A 22,879-nucleotide genomic window follows, 5' to 3' on the forward strand; every position below is an offset into this window, starting at 1 on the left:
GCACCGGCTTCAACGACATCAGCAGCCACACTCCACAGATCCGCGATCATCACAAGACCCTGACCAGCGTAGACGCCACCACCCCGAATAAACCAACAGCATCGAAAAATGTCTTGAACGCCCTTTCATGACACACGTCAGGCCTTGGTGATCGGCTGCTGCAACTCGGTGACCCACTTGTCCCCGTCACCCGGGCACTCGAGGTAGAACTCCCGCGCCAGGCCGTTCGCGCGGTATCCGTGCGCGTCGATCCATTTCGCCAGCGCCTGGTAGCTGGAGAGCACAGTCTCCATTGAGCCCCGGTGCAGGATCGTGGCCGCGGTCGCCACTTCGGCGAGGCTCACCGTCGAGAATCCTTCGGAGCCGTCGGTGTCGGCCGCGATCGGGACGGCGGCGTGGATCAGCACCCGTTCGCCGTCGGTGTCGTCCTCGTAGTAGGCGATGAGCGGTCCCGACGGCGTGATCGGGCCGAGCGCACCGAACAGGTCCTTGTACAGCCCCTGCACGACCGGCCCGATCTCTTCGTTCACGTATCCGCTCGCCGTCCCGGTCAGCTCGGCGACGCGCACCGCGGGCAGGCTTTTGACGACGACGTCTTCGGAAGGCATGCTTCCCTCGCTTTCGATCGATCGGAGCCTCGCTTCGACGGCCTTGAGCCGTGCCTCGTCGGCGGTGATGGCCGCTTCGAGTTCGGCCCGGCGCAACCGCAGCATCCCGCGCAACTCGTCCGCGCCGATCTCCGCGTCGAGGATCTCCTGCACCTGGGTGAGCGTGAAGCCCAGATCCTTGAGCGCGATCACCCGGTTGAGCCGGGCCAGCTGGTCGCCGGTGTAGGAACGGTAGCCGCTGAACGGGTCCACGTGGGCGGGCCGCAGCAGCCCGATGGCGTCGTAGTGACGCAGCATCCGGACCGACACCCGGCCGTGCTTGGCGAAATCTCCGATGCTGAACATGATGCCTCCCACCGGACAGCCTGACACGGTGTCACAGTCAAGCGGTCACCGTACGAGCCGGAAGAACGATCGCACCTCCTCGGTGAACACGGCCGGCTGCTCGAAGGCCGCGAAGTGGCCACCTCGCTCCAGTTCGTTCCAGTACCGGATGTCGGTGAACCGGCGTTCGGCCCAGCGTCGGGACGGGCGCGGCGACTCGCGAGGGAAGATCGAACAGCCCGTCGACACGGCAATCTTGTCCACAATGGACTCGGTGAACCAGCTCGACACCTCGGCGAAACTCTCCCAGTACAACCGGGCCGACGAGGCGCCGGTGCCGGTCAGCCAGTAGAGCGTGATGTCGTCGAGCATCGCGTCCCGGCTCAGCGCGTTCTCCGGACGGCCGTCGCAATCCGTCCACGCCTGGAACTTCTCGACGATCCACGCGCACAGCGCGACCGGTGAGTCGGTCAGCGCGTAGCCGATCGTCTGCGGCCGCGTCCGCTGCAGGTTCGCGTAACCCGACCCGTCCGCGTTCCCGCGTTCGAGATCGTCGAGCGATTTCCGCTCGGCTTCGGTGAGCTCGCCGAACGTCGCCGGATCCGGTGCCGCCAGCGGCGGGTTGAGGTGGATCCCGGCCAGGCGCTCGGGCGCCGTCCGCCCGATGAGCGTGGTGATGCTCGTGCCCCAATCGCCGCCTTGGGCGCCGTAGCGTTCATAACCCAGGCCGTCCATGAGGTGGATCCACGCGTCGGCGATGCGCTGGATCGACCAGCCCGTCTTCGCGGGCTTGTCGCTGAAGCCGTACCCGGGCAGGGAAGGCACGACTACGTGGAAGGCGTCGGCCGCGTCGCCGCCGTGGGCGACCGGATCGGTGAGCGGGCCGAGCACGTCGAGGAATTCGAAGACCGACCCCGGCCAGCCGTGGCTGAGGATGAGCGGCAGTGCGCCGGGATGCGGGGAACGGGCGTGCAGGTAATGGATGCCGAGCCCGTCGATCTCGGTGCGGAACTGGGGAATCGCGTTGAGCCGCGCTTCCGCGGCACGCCAGTCGTAGGTCTCCGCCCAGTAGGAGCAGAGCTCACGCAGGTACGCGGCGGGTACCCCTTGCGACCAGTCTTCGACTGTCTCGTCTTCGGGCCAGCGGGTGCGGCGGAGCCGGGTGCGGAGGTCTTCGAGATCGGCCTCCGGAATCCGGACTCGAAAGGGAGTGGTCTCCATGCCCGCCGACGCTAACAAGGACGTCCGACAAAATCCGATGCGCCGGGCGCTTCCGTCCGCTTACCGTCCTGAGGGTGAGCCACACGTACCCTCCACTGAACATCGAGGTCCGGACGCCACGACTGACCTTGGCCGGCGCGACCGACGAGTTGCTGGAGCGTCTGGTCCCGACCGTCCGCGCCGGTGTCGCGGAAACCGCGCCCTGGCCGTTCGACGACCCGATTTCCTTGTACGCGGACAATCCCGACCGCGAATGGCGGTGGCTGCGGGGGATCTGGGCAGGGCGTGCCCGCGTGTCCCCGGACTTCTGGCGGCTGTACTTCGTCGTGCTGCTGGACGGCGAGCCGATCGGGATGCAGGACCTGATCGGGACCGATTTCGCCAAGTTCGGGACGGTGTCGAGCTTCTCGTGGCTGGCGCCGGGACGGCGCGGACGCGGGCTCGGGGCGGAGATGCGCGCGGCCGTGTTGCATCTGGCGTTCGCCGGGCTGGGCGCGAAGGAGGCCTCGAGTGACGCCTTCGCCGACAACCATGCGTCCAACCGAGTGTCCCGAGCGCTGGGTTACGAGGAGAACGGCACCACGTGGGACACCCGGCGCGGCGAGGTCGGGCTGATCCAGTGCTGGCGGCTGACCCGGGACGTCTGGGAGCGGAGCCGTCGCGACGACATCGAACTGGTCGGTGTCCAGGAGTGCCTGCCGGTCCTGGGTCTCGGCTGACGTCCGGCTCGGCGATGCGTGGACTTCCGGGCGGAGGGCTGCTATAACCAAACTACATACTGTATACAATCTGCCGTGAGCGGGGTGGGACCATGCCCGATCCTCGAATCCTGCGAGACCACTACGGACGCCGGTATCGCGTCGGCGAAAGTGACGTGGACCTGCTCGGCAAACCCCGGTCGTGGATCCTGTGGCTCAGCTGGGCCGCGATGTTCGCCGCGGGGATCCAGCAGTACGGCTTCGGCGTCGTCGCACCGGTCCTGATGACCACTTACGGCTGGACGTTCCCCGAAGTGGTCGTCTCCTTCGCGCTGTGGACGGTGTGCCAGGCCTGTGCGGTGTACCCGGCCGCCCGGCTGCGCGAGCGCGGGATGTTCCCGCCCGCGGTGGCGGTGATCATCGGCGGGGTGCTCTGTTCCGCCGGGATGTTCACCCTGGGACACGCGAACAACCTCGTCGCGATGTTCGTCGGCTATTCGGTGCTCGGCGGGATCGGGACGGGCATCGTCTACGCGACCTGCGTCGGCACGGTGATGAACTGGTTCCCCGACCGTGTCCCGGCGCGGGTGGGGGTCGTCAGCGGCGCCTTCGCCTACGGCAGCGTGGTCTTCGTGCTGGCTGCGGGATTCTGGCTGACGGAGGACAACCGCGGGCCGGTTCTGGACGTCGTCGCGGTCGTCGTGCTCATGATGATCGCGAGCACCTCGGTCCTGCTGCGCGACCCGCCGCCGCGCTGGTGGCCGGAGCGGCCGGATCCTCGTGCGTGGGCGGCCGACAAAGTACGCAACCGCGGGATCGCGGTGAACCGGCCCGCGCTGCGCGAGTACCGGCCGGGGGAGGTGCTCCGGTGTCCCGCCGCGGTGGCGATGTACCTCATCGTCGTGCTGGCCGCCGCCGTCTTGCTCTTCGATGTCGCCTATCTCGCGACTTTCGTGGCCGCCCAAGGCGGCGGGCCGGTACTGGCCGCCGTCGCGCTCGCGGTGCTCGCCGGGGTGACCGGTGCCGGACGGGTTCTGCTCGGCAGGCTCTCGGACCGGCTCGGCCGGCGTCGGATCCTGCGCCTGGCACTGGCCACGGGCGGGATCGCGCAGTTCGTGCTGCTCTACTCGGGCGATCACGCGGCAGGACTCGTCGTCGGCGCCGCGCTGGCGGGACTCGGGAACGGGAGTTGCTACTCGCTGCTGGTGTCGCTGGTCCGCGACTACTTCGGCGAGGAGTCGGCGCTGCAGAACTTCGGGGTGCTGTACACCGCGAAGGCCGTCGGGGCGGTGCTGGGCGTCGGCCTGGCCGCGTTCGTCGTGTCCACGCACGGCTACCTCGGCGCGTTCGCGGTGGCGGGGGCGCTCAGCGTTCTCGGCGCGGTGCTCGGCGGACGGCTCTCGCAGCCAGGAAGGCCGAAGTCGCTGTTGCCGATCGTCCGCTGATGGGTCGCGTGACGAGCAGACGGCGCGTGGTCCGCGTCGTCGACGGTGTGCCCGATACCCGCCCGGACACCCTGACCGTCGAGGAGCCCTTGGAGATCCGTGTCGGCGGGAGGCCGCTGACGATCACGATGCGCACTCCCGGGCACGACTTCGATCTGGCCGCCGGTTTCCTTGTCGGCGAAGGGGTTTCCCGTTCAAGCAAGGACATCCACTCGATCCGCTACTGCGCGGGGGCGACGGCCGACGGGTCCAACACCTACAACGTGCTGGACGTCGTCCTCGCCGACGGCGTCGACCCGCCGGATGCGTCCCTGGAGCGTAATTTCTACACGACGTCGTCGTGCGGACTGTGCGGCAAAGCGAGCCTCGACGCCGTGCGGACCACCGTGACCTGGCCGGTGGACGGCGACGAGCTGGCGATCACACCGTCCACGATGGCCGGATTGCCGGACCGGCTCCGTGCGGCGCAACAGGTCTTCGACCGCACCGGCGGGCTCCACGCGGCCGGCCTGTTCAGCGCCGGGGGAGACCTGCTGTGCCTGCGGGAGGACGTCGGCAGGCACAACGCCGTCGACAAGGCGGTCGGCTGGGCGGCGCGCGAGGGCAGGCTGCCGCTGTCCGGGACGGTGCTGATGGTCAGCGGGCGGGCGTCGTTCGAACTGGTGCAGAAGGCCGTCATGGCCGGGATTCCCTTGCTGGCAGCGGTTTCCGCGCCTTCGTCGCTGGCGGTGGACCTCGCCGCGGAGATGGGCCTGACGCTGGTGGGGTTCCTGCGGGGCACGTCGATGAACGTCTACAGCCGTCCGGATCGCCTCGGTTTGGCCTGACCTCGCCGGCCTCCGGCGGGTGGTGGAGAAACCTGCTTGCGGCCCTGGACACCGAAGCGCTCGAAGAGTAAAGCTATGACTACCTCATACGGTATGCAATCTACAGTCTGCCGCGACCAGGGGCTTCGAGCAGGGGCCGGGCGGACGGAGCAGAACCGGAAACGAGCGCACGGATCAGAGAGGTCCGGCGTGCGAGAAAGAGGAGTTGAACGATGGCGCCAACGACCGGCACCGCTGCGGGGGACACCACGGCGAAGGCCAGCACCAACGGTTCCGAGCCCGTTCCGGACCTGATCTCCGGCGGTCACCTGGTGGCCAAGGCGCTCAAGGCGGAGGGCGTCGACACGATCTTCACGTTGTGCGGCGGGCACATCATCGACATCTACGACGGCTGTGTCGACGAGGGCATCAAGGTCATCGACGTCCGGCACGAACAGGTGGCGGCGCACGCGGCCGACGGCTACGCGCGGATCACCGGACGGCCCGGCTGCGCGGTCGTCACGGCGGGACCGGGCACGACGGACGCCGTGACCGGTGTCGCGAACGCCCTGCGAGCGGAAAGCCCGATGCTCCTCATCGGTGGGCAGGGAGCCTTGACCCAGCACAAGATGGGGTCGCTGCAGGACCTCCCGCACGTCGACATGATGGCGCCGATCACCAAGTTCTCCGCGACTGTCCCGGACACCGCGCGGGTGGCGGACCTGGTCTCGATGGCCTTCCGCGAGTGCTACCACGGCGCGCCCGGACCGTCCTTTCTGGAGATCCCCCGTGACGTCCTCGACGCGAAGGTCCCGGTGGTCAAGGCGCGGGTTCCCTCGGCGGGCCGGTACCGGGCGTCCACGCGGAACGCCGGTGACCCGGCCGACATCGAGAAGCTCGCGGACCTCCTGGTCCACGCGAAGAAGCCGGCCATCCTGCTGGGCAGCCAGGTGTGGACGACGCGCGCCACGGAACCGGCCACCGAACTGGTGCGGGGGCTGAACATCCCCGCGTACATGAACGGTGCCGGCCGCGGCACCCTGCCGCCCGGCGACCCGCACCACTTCCAGCTCTCGCGCAGGTATGCCTTCGACAACGCCGACGTGATCGTCATCGTGGGCACGCCGTTCGACTTCCGCATGGGCTACGGCAAGCGGCTTTCTCCGGAGGCCACGGTGGTGCAGATCGACCTCGACTACCGCACCGTCGGGAAGAACCGGGACGTCGACCTCGGCATCGTCGGCGACGCGGGGCAGGTGCTCGCCGCGGTCGCGGACGCGGCCACCGGCCGGGTCGACAACGGCGCGGTGGCGCGCAAGGCCTGGCTGGAGGAACTCCAAGCCGTCGAGGAGAAGGCGAAGCGGAAACGCCTGCCGTTCCAGCATTCCGACGCGAGCCCGATCCATCCGTACCGGCTGGTGCACGAGATCAACGAGTTCCTCACCGAAGACTCGCTCTACATCGGCGACGGCGGCGACATCGTCACGTTCTCCGGGCAGGTCGTCCAGCCGAAGGCGCCGGGACACTGGATGGACCCCGGCCCGCTCGGGACCCTCGGCGTCGGGATCCCGTTCGTCCTCGCCGCGAAACACGCGCGGCCGGACAAGGAGGTCGTCGCGCTGTTCGGGGACGGCGCGTTCAGCCTGACCGGCTGGGACTTCGAAACCCTGGTGCGGTTCGACCTCCCGTTCGTCGGGATCGTCGGCAACAACTCGTCGATGAACCAGATCCGCTACGGCCAGGCGGCGAAGTACGGCACCGGCCGTCAGCGGGTCGGCAACACGCTCGGCGACGTCCCGTACGACGAGTTCGCGCGGATGCTCGGCGGGCACGGCGAGGCGGTGCGCGACCCCGCGGACATCGGCCCGGCGCTGCTGCGTGCCCGCGAGTCCGGAAAGCCCTCGCTCATCAACGTTTGGATCGACCCGGACGTGTACGCGCCCGGAACCATGAACCAGACCATGTACAAGTAGCCGGGAGGGATCACCGATGGGAAAGGCACTCGACGGCGTCCGTGTCCTCGACATGACGCATGTCCAATCAGGACCTTCGTCCACGCAGATCCTGGCCTGGCTCGGCGCGGACGTGATCAAGCTGGAGACGCCGGGCCGCGGCGACATCACGCGCGGACAGCTCCGTGACCTGCCCGGAGTGGACAGCCTCTACTTCACGATGCTCAACGCCAACAAGCGCAGCATCACCCTGAACATGAAGAGCGAGCAGGGCAAGCAGGTCTTCGAGCAGCTCGTGTCCAGTGTGGACGTCCTGGTCGAGAACTTCGGACCCGGCGTGGTCGACCGGTTCGGCTTCCCGTGGGAGCGGCTCGCGGAGCTGAACCCTCGGCTGATCTACGCCTCGATCAAAGGGTTCGGACCCGGGCGGTACGCCGACTTCAAGGCCTACGAGGTCATCGCGCAGGCGATGGGCGGCGCGATGAGCACCACCGGGTTCGAGGACGGGCCGCCGACCGCGACCGGCGCGCAGATCGGCGACTCGGGGACCGGCATCCACCTGGTCGCCGCGATCCTGGCCGCGTTGTACCAGCGGACCGGCTCCGGCCGAGGGCAGCGGGTCCAGGTCGCGATGCAGGACGCGGTGCTCAACCTCTGCCGAGTCAAGCTCCGCGATCAGCAGCGTCTCGCGCACGGATCACTCAACGAGTACCCGAACGACGTGTTCGGCGACGAGGTCCCGCGCTCGGGCAACGCCTCCGGCGGCGGGCAACCGGGCTGGGCGGTGAAATGCGCGCCGGGCGGGCCGAACGACTACATCTACGTGATCATCCAGCCGGTCGGCTGGCAGCCCATCACCGAACTGATCGGGAAACCCGAACTCGCCGAGGACCCGGACTGGGCCACTCCCGAAGCTCGTCTGTCCAAACTGGACAAAGCGTTCGGGATGATCGAGGAGTGGACCGAGAAGCACACCAAATGGGAGGTGATGGAGGCGCTCAACGCCCACAACATCCCCTGCGGCCCGATCCTGTCCACCAGGGAACTCGCCGAGGACGCCACGCTGGCCGAACTGGGCACGGTCGTCGAGGTCGAGCACCCCGAACGAGGTGCCTTCAAGACCGTGGGCTGCCCGCTGAAGCTGTCGGATTCGCCGGTCGAGGTCGAGCGCTCGCCCCTGCTCGGTGAGCACAACTCGGAGGTCTTCGGCGAACTCGGTTACGGCGCGGACGACCTGGACCGGCTGCGTGCGGCCGGCGTGATCTGAGGGAGAACTTCGTGACAGACAAAGAGATCGTCGAGAAGATCCTCGAGAAGGTCGCCGCCGAGGGCCGGTCGTCGCTGACCGCGCCGGAAGGCAGGGACGTGTGCGAGGCCTACGGGATCCCGACCCCGCACGAACGGCTGGCCACCACCGCCGAAGAAGCCGTCGCGCAGGCGGAGGAGATCGGCCTCCCGGTGGTGCTGAAGATCGTGTCCCCGGACATCCTCCACAAAACGGAGGCGGGCGGGGTGCTGGTCGGTCTCGCGACGGCGGACGCGGTGGCGGACGGCTTCCGGACCATCGTCGGCAACGCCAAGGCGTACGACGCCGACGCCGGCATCACCGGTGTCCAGGTACAGCAGCTGCTGACCGGCGGGCAGGAGGTGATCGTCGGCGCCACCACCGATCGCACGTTCGGCAAGATCGTCGCTTTCGGGCTTGGCGGGGTGCTGGTCGAGGTGCTGAAGGACGTCACGTTCCGGCTCGCTCCGCTCGACCGTGACCAGGCGTTTTCGATGATAGACGGGATCGCGGCCGCCGAGGTCCTGCGCGGGGTGCGCGGCGCGGAGCCGGTGAGCAGGGACGCCCTGGCCGAGGTGCTCACCCGCGTCGGCGCCCTGGTCACCGACTTCCCGCAGCTGGCCGAAGTCGACCTCAACCCGGTGCTGGCCACCGCCGACGGGGCCACCGCCGTCGACGTCCGGATCCTGGTGGACCCCGAAGCGGCGCGGGAGCCCGTGCGCTTCAGCCAGGAGGAGATCCTGGCGTCGATGACGCGGATCATGAAACCGGCGTCGATCGCGGTGATCGGCGCGTCCGCCGAGGCGGGCAAGATCGGCAACTCGGTGATGAAGAACCTCGTCGACGGCGGGTTCGCGGGGGAGATCCATCCTGTCAACCCCAAGGCCGCGGAGATCCTCGACCACAAGGCCTATCCGAGCATCTCCGACGTGCCGGGCGATGTCGACGTCGCGATATTCGCGATCCCGGCCAAGTTCGTCCCCGCCGCGCTGGAGGAAGCGGGCCGGAAAGGGGTGGCGGGCGCCATCCTGATCCCGTCCGGGTTCGGCGAGACCGGGAACATCGCACTGCAGGACCAGGTCGTCGCGATCGCGCGGGGGCACGGTGTCCGGATCCTCGGGCCCAACATCTACGGCTACTACTACACGCCCGAGAATCTGTCGGCGACGTTCTGCACGCCGTACGACGTCAAGGGCGGGGTCGCGCTTTCCTCGCAGAGCGGTGGCATCGGGATGGCGATCCTCGGGTTCAGCCGGTCGGCGAAAATGGGTGTCTCCTCGATCGTCGGTGTCGGCAACAAGGCCGATATCGACGAGGACGATCTGCTCACGTTCTTCGAACACGACGAAAACACCGAACTCATCGCGATGCATTTGGAAGACCTGAAAGACGGCCGGTCGTTCGCGGAAACCGCGAAACGGGTTTCGGCGCGGAAACCGGTCGTCGTGCTCAAAGCGGGACGGACCACCCAGGGAGCGAAAGCGGCGAGTTCGCATACCGGGGCGTTGGCCGGCGACGACAAGGTCTACGACGACATCCTGAGGCAGAGCGGTGTCATCCGGGCACCAGGGCTCAACGACCTTCTCGAATTCGCGCGCGGCATACCGTTGCTGCCGACACCGAAAGGTGAGAACGTCGTGATCATCACCGGCGCGGGTGGGTCCGGTGTCCTGCTCTCCGACGCCTGCGTGGACAACGGGCTGAACCTGATGGAGATCCCGCCCGATCTCGACACGGCGTTCCGGAAGTTCATCCCGCCGTTCGGCGCGGCGGGCAACCCCATCGACATCACCGGCGGCGAGCCACCTGCCACCTACCGGAACACGATCGCGCTCGGCTTGGAGGACGAGCGAATCCATGCTTTGATCCTCGGCTATTGGCACACCATCGTCACCCCGCCGATGGTGTTCGCGGAACTGGTTTCCGAAGTGGTGTCCGAATACCGCGCCAAGGGGATACACAAGCCCGTCGTCGCCTCGCTGGCAGGCGACGTCGAGGTCGAAGAGGCCAGCGATTTCCTTTACCAGCACGGCGTCGTCGCCTATCCCTACACGACGGAGAAACCGGTGGCCGTGCTCGGTGCGAAGTATCGCTGGGCACGTTCGGCAGGACTGCTCGGCTGATTCCCGACGTCGCGGGTGGGGTCGTCCGGGCCCTTCCCGCGGCCTTCCGGTCCCAACCGACCCAAGGAGAATGACAATGACGTCATCGACCGCGGCTCAACCACCCGGAACATACAGCGAAGTAACCGATGCGAACGGCCGGACCTACCGGGTCGGCGAAACCGATCGCGACATCATGGGCCGTCCACGATGGACGATGGTGATCCTGCCGTGGGTCGCCATGATGGCCATCAGTTCCTCGGAATACGCGTTCACGTCGGCGGAGGAGACGCTGTCGGCGGCACACGGCTGGCACGGCGCCACCATCTTCTGGCTACTCGGGGTCTGGGTGTTCTTCCAGGCGATCGTGGCCTTCCCGGCGGGGAAGATGCGGGAGAACGGCAAGTTGCCCGCCAAGGTGGCCATGCAGCTCGGCGCCGCGGGCACACTGCTCGCCTATCTGTCCTTGGCCTACGCGCCGAGTGCCTTCTGGGCCTATCTCGGGTTCGGGTTCTTCGGCGGTGGCGGGGCGGGCCTGGTCTACGCGACCTGCGTCAACATGGTGGGGAAGTGGTATCCGGAACGACGGGGCGGCAAGACCGGGTTCGTCAACGGCGGCTTCGCCTACGGTTCGGTGCCCTTCATCTTCCTCTTCACCTCCTATATGGACCTTTCCAACTTTTCGGGTGTCCTGCTCGTGGTGGGGATCTTCCTGGCGGTGGTGCTCGCGGTCAGCGGCTTCTACTTCCAGGACCCGCCGAAGAACTGGTGGCCGTCACACGTCGACCCGCTGAAGGTGTCCGACGACCCGCGGGTCCGCCGGTCACTGCTGAAGAACCCGCCGGCGGTGAAGCAGTACACGCCCAGGGAAGCGCTCAGGACCGGGATGTTGCCGCTGATGTGGTTCTGCCTGCTGTGCACGGCGGGGGTGAACATCTTCGGCATCGCGATGCAGGTCCCGTTCGGCAACGAGATGGGTTTCGCGGGCGGGATCGTCGCGCTGGCGATGAGCCTGAAGGCGATCATCAACGGCACCGGCCGCGGCGTGATCGGCTGGATCTCCGACCGTTACGGGCGGCGGCAGACGTTGTTCATGGTCTGTATCGTGCTCGGCCTCGCGCAGTTCGCGGTGTACCTGTCCGGCTCGATCGGCAGCATGCCGCTGTTCCTGCTGGCCTCGATGGTCTCCGGTTTCGGCGGCGGCGCGATCTTCCCGCTGTTCGCGGCGATGACGGCGGACTTCTACGGCGAGAACAACAACGCCAGCAACTACGGCCTGGTCTACAGCTCGAAGCTGATCTCGGGCCTGGTCGGCTCCGGTGTCGGCGCGATGGTCGTCGTGGCGTGGGGTTATGGCGGCGCGTTCTTCCTCGCGGGCGGAACGAGCCTGTTCGCGGCCGGGCTCAGCCTGCTGCTGCGTCAGCCCGGCCGTGCGCGGACACGGACTCCTCGGCGAGAGCAGGAATTGAACCCCGCTTAGTCCTCTTTCGGGCGTTCGTGGAAGGCCTGCCGGGTGCGTTCGGTGTGCCTGCTCATGATCTGTTCGGCGGCGGTGGCGTCACCGGCGGCGATGGCCTTGATCAGTTCCTCGTGCTCCTGCCAGGCGTCGTGGCTGCGAGGACGCGCGATCGGCGTGTAGTACCAGCGGACCCGGCGATCGACCATGCCGATCATCTCGGCGAGGACGGTGTTCCCGGACAGTTCGGTGATGAACGCGTGGAGTGCGGCGTTGGCCGCGACGAGACCTTCGGTGTCTTCGGCGGCCAACGCCTCCAGGCCGGTCTTCTGTAGTTCCCACAAGCGTTCGACGTGTTCGGCGCCGGCCCTGTCGGCCGCGAGCCGGGCGGAGTGCGCCTCCAGCACGGTGCGCACGCTGAGCAGCTGATCGGCTTCTTCGTCGGTGGGCATGTGCACGAAGGCACCCTGCGCGGGGCGGAGGTCGACCCAGCCTTCGCTCTGCAGGCGCTGCAACGCCTCGCGGACCGGCTGCCTGCTCACGCCAAGGTACTCGGCGAGGTCCGCCTCGACCAGGTGCTGGCCGGGTTCGAGGGTCCGGTTGATGATCAGCTCCGCGAGCGCTTCGTAGACGACCTGGCGCAGCGGCGCCGGCCGCTCGACGCGTTTGGCCGTCGCCGAACTGAGCGTGCCCTTGGTACGGCGGCCTGTCGGGCCGCGGTCGGGCAGGGGCGAAACGGGCTGGCTCACTGGACCTCCGGATGACTTGTTCCGGTTCAGGATACAGGTTTTGGTATGCAAAATCCCGACATTTCACCGTTCGTCCCGCAATTCGTCATCTACTTGCGTTCTTCAGATGCGCGAGCGACCGCATCCAGGTGACTAATTGCGCCAAGGGTGACTACAGGATACTGTATGCAATCTGGCTTTCGGCTGAGCGGGAGGCACGTCATGAAGGTCGCTGTTCTGGGAGCGGGGGCGATCGGCGCGTACGTCGGGGCCGCGCTGCACCGAGGCGGGGCGGAAGTCCACCTCATCGCGAGGCGGGCGCACGGGGAAGCGATGCGCGCGCACGGCGTGCGGGTGCTCAGCCCGCGCGGGAACTTCACCGTCCGGCCGCACGTCACCGACGATCCGGCGCAGGTCGGTCCCGTCGACTTCGTCTTCCTCGGCCTGAAGGCGAATTCGTACGCCTCCTGCGGTCCGCTGATCGCGCCGCTGCTGGGCAAGGACACCGCGATCGTCGCCGCGCAGAACGGGATCCCGTGGTGGTACTTCCACGGCCTCACCGGACATCCGCTCGAAGACCGTCGCGTCGAGACTGTCGATCCCGGCGGCGCGGTCAGCCGGGTCCTGGAGCTGAGGCGCGCGATCGGCTGCGTCGTCTACTGCTCGACGGTGATCGAGGAGCCCGGCGTGATCCGGCATCTCGAAGGCACCCGATTCGCTTTGGGAGAGCCGAAAGGCGGCGTCACCTCCCGATGCGCGGCGCTCGCCGACGCGATGATCGCGGGCGGCCTGAAGGCACCTGTCGAACTCGACCTGCGCGACGAGATCTGGGTCAAGCTCATGGGCAACGTCGCCTTCAATCCGCTCAGCGCGCTGACCAGGGCGACCATGGTCCAGATGTGCGAGCATCCGGACACCCGCGAGCTCGTCGCCACGATGATGAACGAGACCCTCGCGATCGCCCGCGCCGCGGGCAGCGATCCCCAGGTGTCGGTCGAGAAGCGCATCAACGGCGCTTGGCGCGTCGGCCATCACAAGACGTCGATGCTGCAGGACCTCGAAGCGGGCAAGCCGCTGGAGATCGACGCGATCATCGGCGCCGTCGTCGAACTCTCCGAGCTGACCGGCGTGCCCGCTCCCGCGCTGCGGCACGTCCACGCCGCGATCGGCCTGCTCGACCAGACCGCGAACGCCGTTCCCGTCGGAGCGCACTGAAGCGGAGGAACCCGATGAAGCGCAAGAACACCGAGCCGTACGTCCGGCTCACCCAGCCACTGGTCCGCGACTCGGGAGTGCTGCGCCCGGCGACCTGGGAGGAGGCGCTGGAGCGCGCCGCCGCCGGGTTCCGGCGCACGCTCGACGCCAAGGGGCCCGAGGCTTTCGGCATGTTCTCCTGTGCCAGGGCGACGAACGAGATGAACTACGTCGCACAGAAGTTCACCCGGGCGGTGATCGGCACCAACAACGTCGACTCGTGCAACCGCACCTGCCACGCGCCGAGTGTCGCCGGGCTGGCGCGGGTGTTCGACAGCGGCGGCGGGACGTCGTCGTACCAGGAGATCGAGGACGCCGACGTCATCGTCGTCTGGGGCGGCAACCCGCGCGAGGCCCACCCGATCTTCTTCCAGCACGTGCTCAAGGCCGTCCACCGCGGCGCGAAACTGTTCGTCATCGACCCGCGCCGCACCAGCACCGCGAGCTGGGCGCACCGGCAGCTCCAGTTGCACGTCGGCACGGACATCCCGCTGGCGCACGCGATCGCCCGCGAGATCATCCATTCCGGACTGGCCAACACCGCCTTCATCGAACGCGCCACCGAAGGGTTCGCCGGGTTCGCGGCGTCGGTCGAACCTTGGACGCTCGAAGTCGCCGAAGAAACGACTGGCGTCCCGGCAGAGCTGATCCGCGAACTCGCGCACACCTACGCCCGCGCGGACCGCGGACAGCTGTCGTGGACGCTCGGGATCACCGAGCATCACAACGGTACGGACAACGTGCTGTCGCTGATCAATCTCGCGCTGCTGACCGGGCACGTCGGCCGGTACGGTGCCGGCCTCAATCCGCTGAGGGGACAGAACAACGTCCAGGGCGGCGGCGACATGGGCGCGATCCCGGACCGGATGCCCGGGTTCCAGAACATCCTCGACGCGGGCGTCCGGGCGAAATTCGACGCCGCGTGGGGCTCCGACATCCCGCCGCACAAGGGACTCAACCTCACCCAGATGCTCGGCGCGATGGAGCGCGGCGACCTGACCTGCGTCTACATCATCGGGGAGAACCCGGTGCAGTCCGAGGCGGACTGCGAGCACACGATCAAACGCCTGTCCAATGTGGACCATCTCGTGGTCCAGGACATCTTCCTCACCAAGACCGCGCGGCTGGCCGATGTCGTCCTGCCGGCCTCGGCGGCCTGGTGCGAATCCGACGGGACCTTCACCAACAGCGAGCGCCGGGTCCAGCGCGTCCGCAAGGCACTCGAACCGCCGGAAGGCGCCCGCGACGACATCCAGCTGCTGTGCGAACTCGCCCGCCGTCTGGGCCACGACTGGCACTACCAGGGCGGGGAGGACGTCTGGAACGAACTCCGGACGTTGTCGCCGATGCACGCCGGGATGAGCTACGCGCGGCTGGAGGAACTCGGCGGCATCCAATGGCCCTGCTACCGCGAGGACGAGCTCGAACCGACGTTCCTGCACGGGCGCCTCTGGGAAGAAGACCCGGCGAAACGCGGCCGCCCGGCGCCGTTCACCGTGATCGAGCACAGCCCGCCTGTCGACCTGCTCACCGAGGACTTCCCGATCCGGTTGACCACCGGACGACGGCTGGACTCGTACAACACCGGCGTCCAGTCCGGCGGGTTCCCGTCGCCGTTGCGTCGTGGGGAGACCCTCGACCTCTGCCCGGCCGACGCCGTCAAGCTCGGCGTCAGCGAGGACGAGGTCGTGCGGATCTCGTCCCGCCGGGGCGAGATCGAAGCGCCGGTCCGGATCGACGAGGGGCTGCGTCCGGGTCTGGCGTTCATGACCTTCCACTTCCCGGACGAGATCGACGTCAACGTCATCACCATCGAGGCGACTTGCCCGGTCGCGGGGACGGCCGAGTACAAGGCCGCCGCGATCCGGGTCGAGAAGCTGCCCGCCACCGTGTGAGGAGTCCGGAATGGACCTGCGCTTCCTGAACGCCGAACCGACGGACGCCGAACGGAACGCGGTCGACGCGCTCGGAGCCGAAGGCCGCGATCAGTTGCTGCCCGCCCTGCACGCGGTGAACGACAGGGTCGGCTGGATCAGCCAGGGAGCGCTGAACCACATCTGCCGTCGGCTGAACGTCCCTCCGGCGGAGGCGTACGGGGTGGCGAGCTTCTACGCTCTGTTCTCCCTCAAGGAGCGGCCGCCGCGCGTGATCCACGTCTGCACGGATCTGGCTTGCCGGGTGAACGGCGCGAAGGCGGTGTGCGAAGCCCTGACCGAGACCGACGGCGCGGTGGGGTTCACATGGCAGCGCAGTCCTTGCCTGGGCGTCTGTGAACGCGCACCCGCCGCGCTGGTCTTCCAAGCGGGCGACCCGCCGGAAGAGCGGCTGCTCGCACCCGCGACTCCGGGCCAGTTCGTCCGTGCTTCCGAACCGGAAGAAGCGCCGGTTTCCGTTCCGCAACAAGGGGAACCGGGACTGCGGTTGTTGCGCCGGGTCGGCGTCGTCGACCCGGGGAGCCTTGACGCCTACCGTGCGGCTGGTGGCTACGCGGCCCTGCGGAACGCGATGCTGCTCGGACCCGCCGGAGTCGTCCGGGAAGTGACCGATTCGGGGCTGATGGGCCGGGGCGGGGCCGCGTTCCCGACCGGCCGCAAGTGGGACGCCACCGCGCGGCAGGCCGAGCGGACGCGGTACCTGGTCTGCAACGCCGACGAGAGCGAACCGGGCACCTTCAAGGATCGCGTGCTGATCGAGGGGGACCCGTTCGCGCTCGTCGAGGCGATGACGATCGCCGCGTTCGCCATCGGGGCGCAGAAGGGGTACGTCTACCTTCGCGGCGAGTACCCGCGTGCGCTCAAGGTGCTCCGGACCGCCATCGAGGTCGCGAGGGAAAGAGGCTTCCTGGGCGAGAACATCATGGGGCGCCGCGGTTTCTCGTTCGACATCGAGATCAGGCGGGGCGCGGGCGCTTACATCTGCGGCGAGGAAACGGCGATCTTCAACTCGATCGAGGGCTTCCGCGGCGAGCCGCGGACCAAACCGCCGTTCCCGGTGGAGAAGGGGTTGTTCGGCAAGCCGACGGTGGTGAACAACGTCGAGACCCTGGTCAACGTCCCGCTGATCCTCACCGAGGGCTGCGAGGCATATCGCCGCGTCGGGACCGAGCGCTCGGCCGGACCGAAGCTGTTCTGCCTGTCCGGCAACGTGCGGCGTCCCGGTGTGTACGAGGTGCCGTTCGGGACGACGCTGGGCGAACTGCTCGAACTCGCCGGGGGAGTGCCGCAAGGCCGTGAACTCCGGGCGATCCTGCTCGGCGGCGCGGCGGGTGGTTTCGTACGCCCGGACGAAACCACCCTGCCGTTGACCATGGAGGACGCTCGCGAGGCAGGCACCACACTCGGCTCGGGTGTCGTGCTGGCACTGGACGACCAGGCTGACCTCGGCGGATTCCTGGTGCGGATCGCGGCGTTCTTCCGCGACGAGTCGTGCGGGCAGTGCGTCCCGTGCCGGATCGGGACCGTGCGGCAGGAGGAGGCGCTGCACCGGATCGTCGGCGGTCGCAGGCCGAGTACCGGCGGCGACGATCTCGCGCTGCTGCGCGAAGTCGGCCAGGTGATGCGGGATTCGTCCATCTGCGGACTGGGCCAGACCGCCTGGAACGCCATCGAGTCGGCGATCGACCGGCTCGGCGTACTGGAGGAGCGATCGTGACCATCGTCGAAATAGGACTCCCGCGCCGGCTCGTCGAGTTCGCTGTGGACGGTGAGGCGGTCAGAGTTCCGGAAGGTTCGACGATCCTCGACGCCTGTACCGCGGCGGGCAAGAACGTCCCGACGCTGTGCTACGGCGACACACTCGAACCGGCGAACGCCTGCCGGGTCTGCATGGTGGAGGTCGAAGGATCGCGCACGCTCGTCCCGTCGTGCTCCCGCAAGGCGGAACCGGGGATGGTGGTGCGGACCGAGACCGACCGGACCCGGCTCAGCCGCAAGGTGGTGCTGGAGCTGCTGGGTTCGGCCACGGATCTGTCCACCACTCCCGACGTCGCGGACTGGATGGCCGAGTGTGGTGCGGAACCGGAGCGTTTCGGGCCGCCCGCACCGCCTTCGGACGACCGTGACGAGCGCCGTCCGGGCGAACACGAGATCCCGGACGGGATGACGGCGGCGACCGTGCGCCAGCCGGTCAAAGTGGACAACGAGCTCTACGTCCGCGACTACGGGAAATGCATCCAGTGCTACAAATGCGTCGACGCCTGCGGCGAGCAGTGGCAGAACACGTTCGCCATCACCATGGCGGGACGCGGTTTCGACGCGCGGATCTCGACGGAGTTCGCGAATCCGCTGCCCGACAGCGCGTGTGTCTACTGTGGAAACTGCGTCGAGGTCTGCCCGACCGGCGCGCTGAGTTTCAAGCGCGAGCACGACAAGCGTGCGGACGGCACCTGGGACGAGTCCCGGCAGACCGCGACGACCACCGTCTGCACCTTCTGCGGGGTCGGCTGCAACCTCACCCTGCACGTCCAGGACAACGAGATCGTCAAGGTCACCTCGCCTCACGAGAGCTCGGTGACCCACGGGAACCTCTGCATCAAGGGCCGCTTCGGCTGGCAGCACGTCCAGAATCGCGTGTGACCAGCGGGACGACACGCGGTGGCCTCGTCCGTGGCCGAGCGTCGTCCGTCCAGACACGTGTGTCGTCCGTCTGATCACACGTGCCGTCCACCCGATCACGCGAAAGTATCGGCACGACCCACTCGACCGAACGGCCGCCGCAGCCCTTGACGTCCAGCGTCCACCCCTCGAACCCCGCCGGTATACCGCCCGTTGACCGTAGGCAGGTCAGCGGGCTATTCTCGATATACGAAAGAAAGTTTCCGCAGAGCGAAATTGCAGAGGTTTCGATGGCTGATCTTGCGGGTTCGCGTCATGCGCTGCCCTACGTGCTGAACCTGTCGCTGGTCTTCACCGAGTTGCCGCTGCTCGACCGCGCGGAGGCGGCGCGCGCGGCGGGCTTCACCGCGGTCGAGTACTGGTGGCCGTTCGAGACGCCGGTGCCGGACGCCGCCGAGGTCGACGCGTTCGTGGCGTCGGTCGAGCGGGCGGGCGTCGCGGTGACCGGGCTGAACTTCTTTCCCGGCGACATGGCGGGCGGCGACCGAGGCCTGGTCACCTGGCCCGGCCGCGAGGACGACTTCACCCGCGGTGTCGCCTCCGCGATCGACCTCGGCGAACGGCTCGGGTGCCGCCGGTTCAACGCGCTCTACGGCAACCGGATCGACGGCGCGGACCCGGCGGGGCAGGACAAGCTCGGCCTGTCGAACCTGGCGCTCGCGGCGGACGCGGCCGCGCGGATCGACGCGGAGATCGTCCTGGAACCGTTGTCGGGTGCGGAGAAGTACCCGCTCAAGACCGCGGACGATGTCCTGAACGTGCTCGACGAACTCGGGCGGGACAACGTGAAGCTGCTGGCCGACCTGTACCACCTGGCGGTCAACGGAGACGACCTCGACACGGTCACGACCGTCCACACCGGACGGATCGGTCACGTGCAGATCGCCGATGCCCCAGGACGCCACCAGCCGGGGACCGGAACGCTGGACATCGAGGGATACCTGGAGAAGCTGCAGACGGCGGGCTACCGCGGGCAGGTCGGCGTGGAGTACAAACCCGACGGGCCGAGCGCGGAATCGCTGTCGTGGCTGCCTTTCGAACGAAGGGGACTGGCATGACCAAGCTGGGATTCATCGGCCTGGGGATCATGGGCGGGCCGATGGCGGGACATCTCGTCGCCGCCGGCCACGAGGTGAGCGGATTCGACACGAACGCCGACGCGCTCGCGAGGCTGGAGGCGGCGGGTGGCCGGGCGGCGAACGGGGTGACGGACGCCGTGGCCGGCGCCGAAGTCGTCATCACCATGCTGCCGAACCACCCGCAGGTCGAGGCTGTCGTGCTGGCGGCGGGCGGAGTGCTGGAGTCGGCGAAACCGGGCACCCTGCTGATCGACATGAGCACGATCCGGCCGGAGACCTCCATCGAAGTGGCCGAACGGGCCGGGGAACGGGAGATCCGCGTGCTGGACGCGCCCGTTTCCGGTGGTCAGGCCGGTGCGGAGCAAGCTTCACTGTCCATCATGGCCGGTGGTGACGACGAGGATTTCGCCGCCGCGCTCCCGATCCTGGAGGCCGTCGGCAAGACCGTCGTCCATGTCGGGCCGCATGGCGCCGGGCAGGTCGTCAAGGCCGCGAACCAGCTGGTGGTCGGCGGGACGTACGGGCTGATCGCCGAGGCGATCGTGCTGCTGGAGGCCTCCGGCGTGGACGCCGGAGTCGGGCTGGACGTCCTCGCGGGCGGCCTGGCGGGCAGCCGGATCCTCGAACTCAAGCGGAAGTCCATGGTGGCGCGGGAATTCGCGCCGGGCTTCCGGATCGACCTGCACCACAAGGACATGGGTATCGCGCTCGCCGCCGCCAGGCAGGCCGACGTCGCGCTGCCGATCACCGGGCTGGTCGCCCAGCTCGTCGCCGCCGGACGGGCGATGGGCCACGGCTCGCTCGATCACTCCGCCCTGCTGAAGGTCGTCGAAGCGCTGTCCGGCGCGGAAAGCAAGGAGTGACGAATGCCCAGAATCCCCGCCATGCAGGCCGTCGTCGACGTCCTGGTCAGCGAAGGCGTCGACACCGCGTTCGGCTGTCCCGGCGCCGCGATCCTCCCGCTCTACCACGCGATGCAGGGCAGCGGCATCGAGCATCTGATCGTGCGCCACGAAGAAGGCGCGACCCATATGGCCGACGGCTGGGCCAGGACCACCGGCAACGTCGGCGTCGCGATCGGCACCTCCGGGCCCGCCGGGACGAACATGATCACCGGGCTCTACACCGCGCAGGCCGATTCGATCCCGATCCTGTGCATCACCGGTCAGGCCGACTCGCGGAAACTGCACACCGAGGCGTTCCAGGCCGTCGACATCGTCGAGATCGCCAAACCGGTGACGAAATGGGCGGTGCAGGTCAAAGAGGCGGCCCAGCTGCCGTGGGTGTTCCGGGAGGCGTTCCGGATCGCGCGGTCCGGCCGCCCGGGGCCGGTGCTGATCGACCTGCCGATCGACGTCCAGCGGCAGGAGATCGAATGGGACTCCAGCATCGACTCGCCGCTGCCGGTCATCGTGGCGACGCCGTCGCCCGCCAGGGTCGAACGAGCACTGGACCTGTTGCTGGCCGCCGAACGACCGCTGATCCTCGCGGGCGGTGGCGTGGTGCTCGGCGGCGCGAGCGACCGGCTGCGGACCGCGGCCGAGCTGCTCGGCGTCCCGGTCGGCGTGACACTGATGGGCAAGGGGACCTTCCCCGAGGATCATGACCTGTTCGCCGGCATGGCGGGCATCCAGACCTCGCAGCGCTGGGCGAACGCGGCCTTCCTCGAAGCGGATCTGGTGCTGGCGCTCGGCGCGCGGTTCGGGGACAGGCACACCGGCGACCTCGACGTCTACCGCGGCGACCGGAAGTTCATCCACGTCGACATCGAGCCGACACAGCTGGGCAAGGTGTTCGGGCCCGACCTCGGGATCGTGTCGGACACCGGCGCCTTCCTCGACGCGCTGATCGAAGCCGCGTCGAAGCGTTCCCCGGCGCGGGATCGCGCGTGGCCGCGGCGGATCGGCGAACTCAAGGAGAGCCTGCCGCGACGGGAAGATTTCGAGGACACCCCGATCAAGGCGCCCCGGGTGTTCAAGGAGATCAACGAGTTCTACGGCGAGGACGCCTACTTCGTCACCGCGATCGGGCTGTACCAGATCTGGTCCGGGCAGTTCCAGCGCGCGCACAAGCCACGGCACTACCAGGTCTGCGGCCAGGCGGGCCCGCTCGGCTGGGAGATCCCGGCGGCGATCGGCGTCAAGAAGGCCAAACCGGAGGCGGAGGTCGTCGGCGTCGTCGGGGACTACTCGTTCCAGTTCCTGGTGGAGGAGCTGGCGGTGGCCGCACAGTACGACGTCGGGTTCGTGCTGATCATGCTCAACAACGAGTACCTCGGGCTCATCCGGCAGGCCGAGACCGGCTACGAGATGAACTTCGAGGTCGACATCCACTACGACAAGAACGGCACGGACAACGTCAAGGTCATGGAGGCCTACGGCTGCTCCGGGACCCGAGTCACCGAGCCGGGCGAGATCCGGACGTCGCTGGAGTGGGCGCGCAAGGAGGCCGAGCGGACCTCGCGGCCGGTGCTGGTGGAGATCATGATCGAACGCGAAGGGAACGCCGCGATGGGCAAGGCGCTCGACAGCGTCGTCGAGTTCGAGCCGATCGCGGGCTGATGACGGTGCCCGGCCGCTGCCCTGCGGCGACCGGGCACCGTCAGTTCGTCAGGCCTTGCCCTGGTCGTTGCTCAGCCACTTCTCCGGCCGGACGCGGATTAGCACGGAGTTGTCGCTGAGGGCGCCATCGACGTACTTCGTCCCCTCGTCCTCCGGCAGGTAGCGGTGCGCGATCTTCAGCGCCTGCCCCCGGGTCGGCGGAGCGTCGTCGGCGACGACCGGACCCTCGGCCGTCACGTACTTGTACGGCAAGGTCTCCGACTGCGCGACCAGGCTGAGCCTGCCCGCCTTCTTGATCGCCTTGTCCTTGACCGAACCGCCGTCCATCCAGATCAGGAGTTCGCCGCCGGGCTCGTAGTCGTACCAGACCGGCACGGCCAGCGGGGCCCGCCCTTCGCGCTCCACGGCCAAGACCCCGATGTGGACCTCGCTCAGGAAGGCTTCCCGTTCCTCGGCGGTCATGACGAAAGACGACATCAGTGTCTCGCTTCTCTCGGTTGACGATCTACGAGAAGCGACAACGCGGGCCGGGTTCAGGACATTCCGGGCATCAAGCCTCGTGAGTGGCTACGACGGTTCTCTTGAGGGGTAGGGCAAGCGTGGCGTGCCGTTGAGGTGTGCGCCGAATGTGGCATTGGGGACGGTGAGCTTGGATCCACCGGTGTTGATGTGGTGTTTGGGGTGTGTCTGGGTACGCAAATGCCCTCTGGCTTGGGATGATTGTTCTTGCGACGGAACAAAAACCAG

Annotated in this window: 19 protein-coding genes; 14 read left to right on the forward strand and 5 right to left on the reverse strand. The window is 68.1% G+C overall.

What is annotated here, in order from left to right; genetic code table 11:
- Positions 1-137 precede the first annotated feature (137 nt).
- The gene (locus ACFOSH_RS40040; protein WP_378246312.1) at positions 138-953 is read right to left on the reverse strand and encodes a MerR family transcriptional regulator; all 816 of its coding nucleotides are present in this window, start codon (positions 951-953) and stop codon (positions 138-140) included.
- 45 nt (positions 954-998) lie between these two features.
- A complete protein-coding gene (locus ACFOSH_RS40045) occupies positions 999-2,153 on the reverse strand; it encodes an epoxide hydrolase family protein (protein ID WP_378246314.1) in 1,155 nt (384 codons plus the stop codon).
- A gap of 74 nt (positions 2,154-2,227) precedes the next feature.
- Between ACFOSH_RS40045 and ACFOSH_RS40050 the strand changes: the two genes are divergently transcribed.
- The 7 genes from ACFOSH_RS40050 (at position 2,228) to ACFOSH_RS40080 (ending at position 11,921) form a co-directional block, all read left to right on the forward strand.
- Positions 2,228-2,872 (forward strand): GNAT family N-acetyltransferase, encoded by a 645-nt coding sequence (locus tag ACFOSH_RS40050; RefSeq protein WP_378246316.1) that lies wholly within the window; start codon positions 2,228-2,230, stop codon positions 2,870-2,872.
- A gap of 92 nt (positions 2,873-2,964) precedes the next feature.
- Positions 2,965-4,296: an OFA family MFS transporter gene (locus ACFOSH_RS40055; RefSeq protein WP_378246318.1), complete on the forward strand. Its 1,332-nt coding sequence runs from the start codon at positions 2,965-2,967 to the stop codon at positions 4,294-4,296.
- Positions 4,296-5,123 carry a formate dehydrogenase accessory sulfurtransferase FdhD gene (gene fdhD, locus ACFOSH_RS40060; RefSeq protein ID WP_378246320.1) on the forward strand — a complete coding sequence of 276 codons (828 nt, stop codon included), beginning with the start codon at positions 4,296-4,298 and terminating at the stop codon, positions 5,121-5,123. Before ACFOSH_RS40055 ends, fdhD begins: the two co-directional genes overlap by 1 nt.
- A gap of 212 nt (positions 5,124-5,335) precedes the next feature.
- Positions 5,336-7,075, forward strand: coding sequence for a thiamine pyrophosphate-binding protein (locus ACFOSH_RS40065; protein ID WP_378246322.1), 1,740 nt, complete (start codon positions 5,336-5,338; stop codon positions 7,073-7,075).
- A 16-nt stretch (positions 7,076-7,091) separates the two neighbouring features.
- Positions 7,092-8,321 (forward strand): formyl-CoA transferase, encoded by a 1,230-nt coding sequence (gene frc / locus ACFOSH_RS40070; protein WP_378246324.1) that lies wholly within the window; start codon positions 7,092-7,094, stop codon positions 8,319-8,321.
- A gap of 11 nt (positions 8,322-8,332) precedes the next feature.
- On the forward strand, positions 8,333-10,462 hold the full coding sequence (locus ACFOSH_RS40075; protein ID WP_378246326.1) for an acetate--CoA ligase family protein: 2,130 nt from the start codon (positions 8,333-8,335) through the stop codon (positions 10,460-10,462).
- 76 nt (positions 10,463-10,538) lie between these two features.
- On the forward strand, positions 10,539-11,921 hold the full coding sequence (locus tag ACFOSH_RS40080) for an OFA family MFS transporter (protein ID WP_378246328.1): 1,383 nt from the start codon (positions 10,539-10,541) through the stop codon (positions 11,919-11,921).
- Here the strand turns inward: ACFOSH_RS40080 and ACFOSH_RS40085 are convergent.
- Positions 11,918-12,646: a GntR family transcriptional regulator gene (locus tag ACFOSH_RS40085; protein WP_378246330.1), complete on the reverse strand. Its 729-nt coding sequence runs from the start codon at positions 12,644-12,646 to the stop codon at positions 11,918-11,920. The two genes, ACFOSH_RS40080 and ACFOSH_RS40085, sit on opposite strands and share 4 nt — an antisense overlap.
- Before the next feature lie 201 nt (positions 12,647-12,847).
- On the opposite strand from ACFOSH_RS40085, the gene ACFOSH_RS40090 reads away from it, so the two are divergent.
- The 7 genes from ACFOSH_RS40090 to gcl all read left to right on the forward strand — a co-directional run bounded on the left by ACFOSH_RS40090 (position 12,848) and on the right by gcl (position 22,132).
- The gene (locus ACFOSH_RS40090) at positions 12,848-13,840 is read left to right on the forward strand and encodes a 2-dehydropantoate 2-reductase (protein ID WP_378246332.1); all 993 of its coding nucleotides are present in this window, start codon (positions 12,848-12,850) and stop codon (positions 13,838-13,840) included.
- 14 nt (positions 13,841-13,854) lie between these two features.
- Positions 13,855-15,774: a molybdopterin oxidoreductase family protein gene (locus ACFOSH_RS40095; RefSeq protein WP_378246334.1), complete on the forward strand. Its 1,920-nt coding sequence runs from the start codon at positions 13,855-13,857 to the stop codon at positions 15,772-15,774.
- 10 nt (positions 15,775-15,784) lie between these two features.
- A complete protein-coding gene (locus ACFOSH_RS40100) occupies positions 15,785-17,530 on the forward strand; it encodes an NAD(P)H-dependent oxidoreductase subunit E (RefSeq protein WP_378246336.1) in 1,746 nt (581 codons plus the stop codon).
- Positions 17,527-18,453 (forward strand): 2Fe-2S iron-sulfur cluster-binding protein, encoded by a 927-nt coding sequence (locus ACFOSH_RS40105; protein WP_378246338.1) that lies wholly within the window; start codon positions 17,527-17,529, stop codon positions 18,451-18,453. The genes ACFOSH_RS40100 and ACFOSH_RS40105 overlap by 4 nt, the downstream gene beginning before the upstream one ends.
- A gap of 269 nt (positions 18,454-18,722) precedes the next feature.
- Positions 18,723-19,550, forward strand: a complete 828-nt coding sequence (locus ACFOSH_RS40110; RefSeq protein ID WP_378246340.1) for a hydroxypyruvate isomerase family protein — start codon at positions 18,723-18,725, stop codon at positions 19,548-19,550.
- Complete coding sequence (locus ACFOSH_RS40115) at positions 19,547-20,434, forward strand: NAD(P)-dependent oxidoreductase (protein ID WP_378246342.1); 888 nt, start codon at positions 19,547-19,549, stop codon at positions 20,432-20,434. Before ACFOSH_RS40110 ends, ACFOSH_RS40115 begins: the two co-directional genes overlap by 4 nt.
- Before the next feature lie 3 nt (positions 20,435-20,437).
- Complete coding sequence (gene gcl, locus ACFOSH_RS40120) at positions 20,438-22,132, forward strand: glyoxylate carboligase (RefSeq protein WP_378246344.1); 1,695 nt, start codon at positions 20,438-20,440, stop codon at positions 22,130-22,132.
- 48 nt (positions 22,133-22,180) lie between these two features.
- Here the strand turns inward: gcl and ACFOSH_RS40125 are convergent, their stop codons facing one another.
- Together ACFOSH_RS40125 and ACFOSH_RS40130 are read right to left on the reverse strand one after the other, a co-directional pair.
- A complete protein-coding gene (locus ACFOSH_RS40125) occupies positions 22,181-22,609 on the reverse strand; it encodes a pyridoxamine 5'-phosphate oxidase family protein (protein WP_378246346.1) in 429 nt (142 codons plus the stop codon).
- Positions 22,610-22,699: 90 nt separating this feature from the next.
- Positions 22,700-22,879, reverse strand: a 180-nt coding sequence (locus ACFOSH_RS40130) for a hypothetical protein (RefSeq protein ID WP_378246348.1), incomplete at its 5' end; no start/stop codon positions are given.

The sequence above is a fragment of the Amycolatopsis speibonae genome, from assembly GCF_042647925.1.
Taxonomy (GTDB): Bacteria; Actinomycetota; Actinomycetes; order Mycobacteriales; family Pseudonocardiaceae; genus Amycolatopsis; species Amycolatopsis speibonae.

What these genes read in the sequence shown, in the direction of transcription:
- ACFOSH_RS40100 (WP_378246336.1), top strand. Translation starts at nt 15,785, where the DNA reads ATGGACCTGCGCTTCCTGAACGCCGAACCGACGGACGCCGAACGGAAC.
- ACFOSH_RS40080 (WP_378246328.1), top strand. Translation starts at nt 10,539, where the DNA reads ATGACGTCATCGACCGCGGCTCAACCACCCGGAACATACAGCGAAGTA.
- gcl (WP_378246344.1), top strand. Translation starts at nt 20,438, where the DNA reads ATGCCCAGAATCCCCGCCATGCAGGCCGTCGTCGACGTCCTGGTCAGC.
- ACFOSH_RS40065 (WP_378246322.1), top strand. Translation starts at nt 5,336, where the DNA reads ATGGCGCCAACGACCGGCACCGCTGCGGGGGACACCACGGCGAAGGCC.
- ACFOSH_RS40110 (WP_378246340.1), top strand. Translation starts at nt 18,723, where the DNA reads ATGGCTGATCTTGCGGGTTCGCGTCATGCGCTGCCCTACGTGCTGAAC.
- ACFOSH_RS40055 (WP_378246318.1), top strand. Translation starts at nt 2,965, where the DNA reads ATGCCCGATCCTCGAATCCTGCGAGACCACTACGGACGCCGGTATCGC.
- fdhD (WP_378246320.1), top strand. Translation starts at nt 4,296, where the DNA reads ATGGGTCGCGTGACGAGCAGACGGCGCGTGGTCCGCGTCGTCGACGGT.
- ACFOSH_RS40095 (WP_378246334.1), top strand. Translation starts at nt 13,855, where the DNA reads ATGAAGCGCAAGAACACCGAGCCGTACGTCCGGCTCACCCAGCCACTG.
- ACFOSH_RS40125 (WP_378246346.1), bottom strand. Translation starts at nt 22,609, where the DNA reads ATGTCGTCTTTCGTCATGACCGCCGAGGAACGGGAAGCCTTCCTGAGC.
- frc (WP_378246324.1), top strand. Translation starts at nt 7,092, where the DNA reads ATGGGAAAGGCACTCGACGGCGTCCGTGTCCTCGACATGACGCATGTC.
- ACFOSH_RS40045 (WP_378246314.1), bottom strand. Translation starts at nt 2,153, where the DNA reads ATGGAGACCACTCCCTTTCGAGTCCGGATTCCGGAGGCCGATCTCGAA.
- ACFOSH_RS40115 (WP_378246342.1), top strand. Translation starts at nt 19,547, where the DNA reads ATGACCAAGCTGGGATTCATCGGCCTGGGGATCATGGGCGGGCCGATG.
- ACFOSH_RS40090 (WP_378246332.1), top strand. Translation starts at nt 12,848, where the DNA reads ATGAAGGTCGCTGTTCTGGGAGCGGGGGCGATCGGCGCGTACGTCGGG.
- ACFOSH_RS40040 (WP_378246312.1), bottom strand. Translation starts at nt 953, where the DNA reads ATGTTCAGCATCGGAGATTTCGCCAAGCACGGCCGGGTGTCGGTCCGG.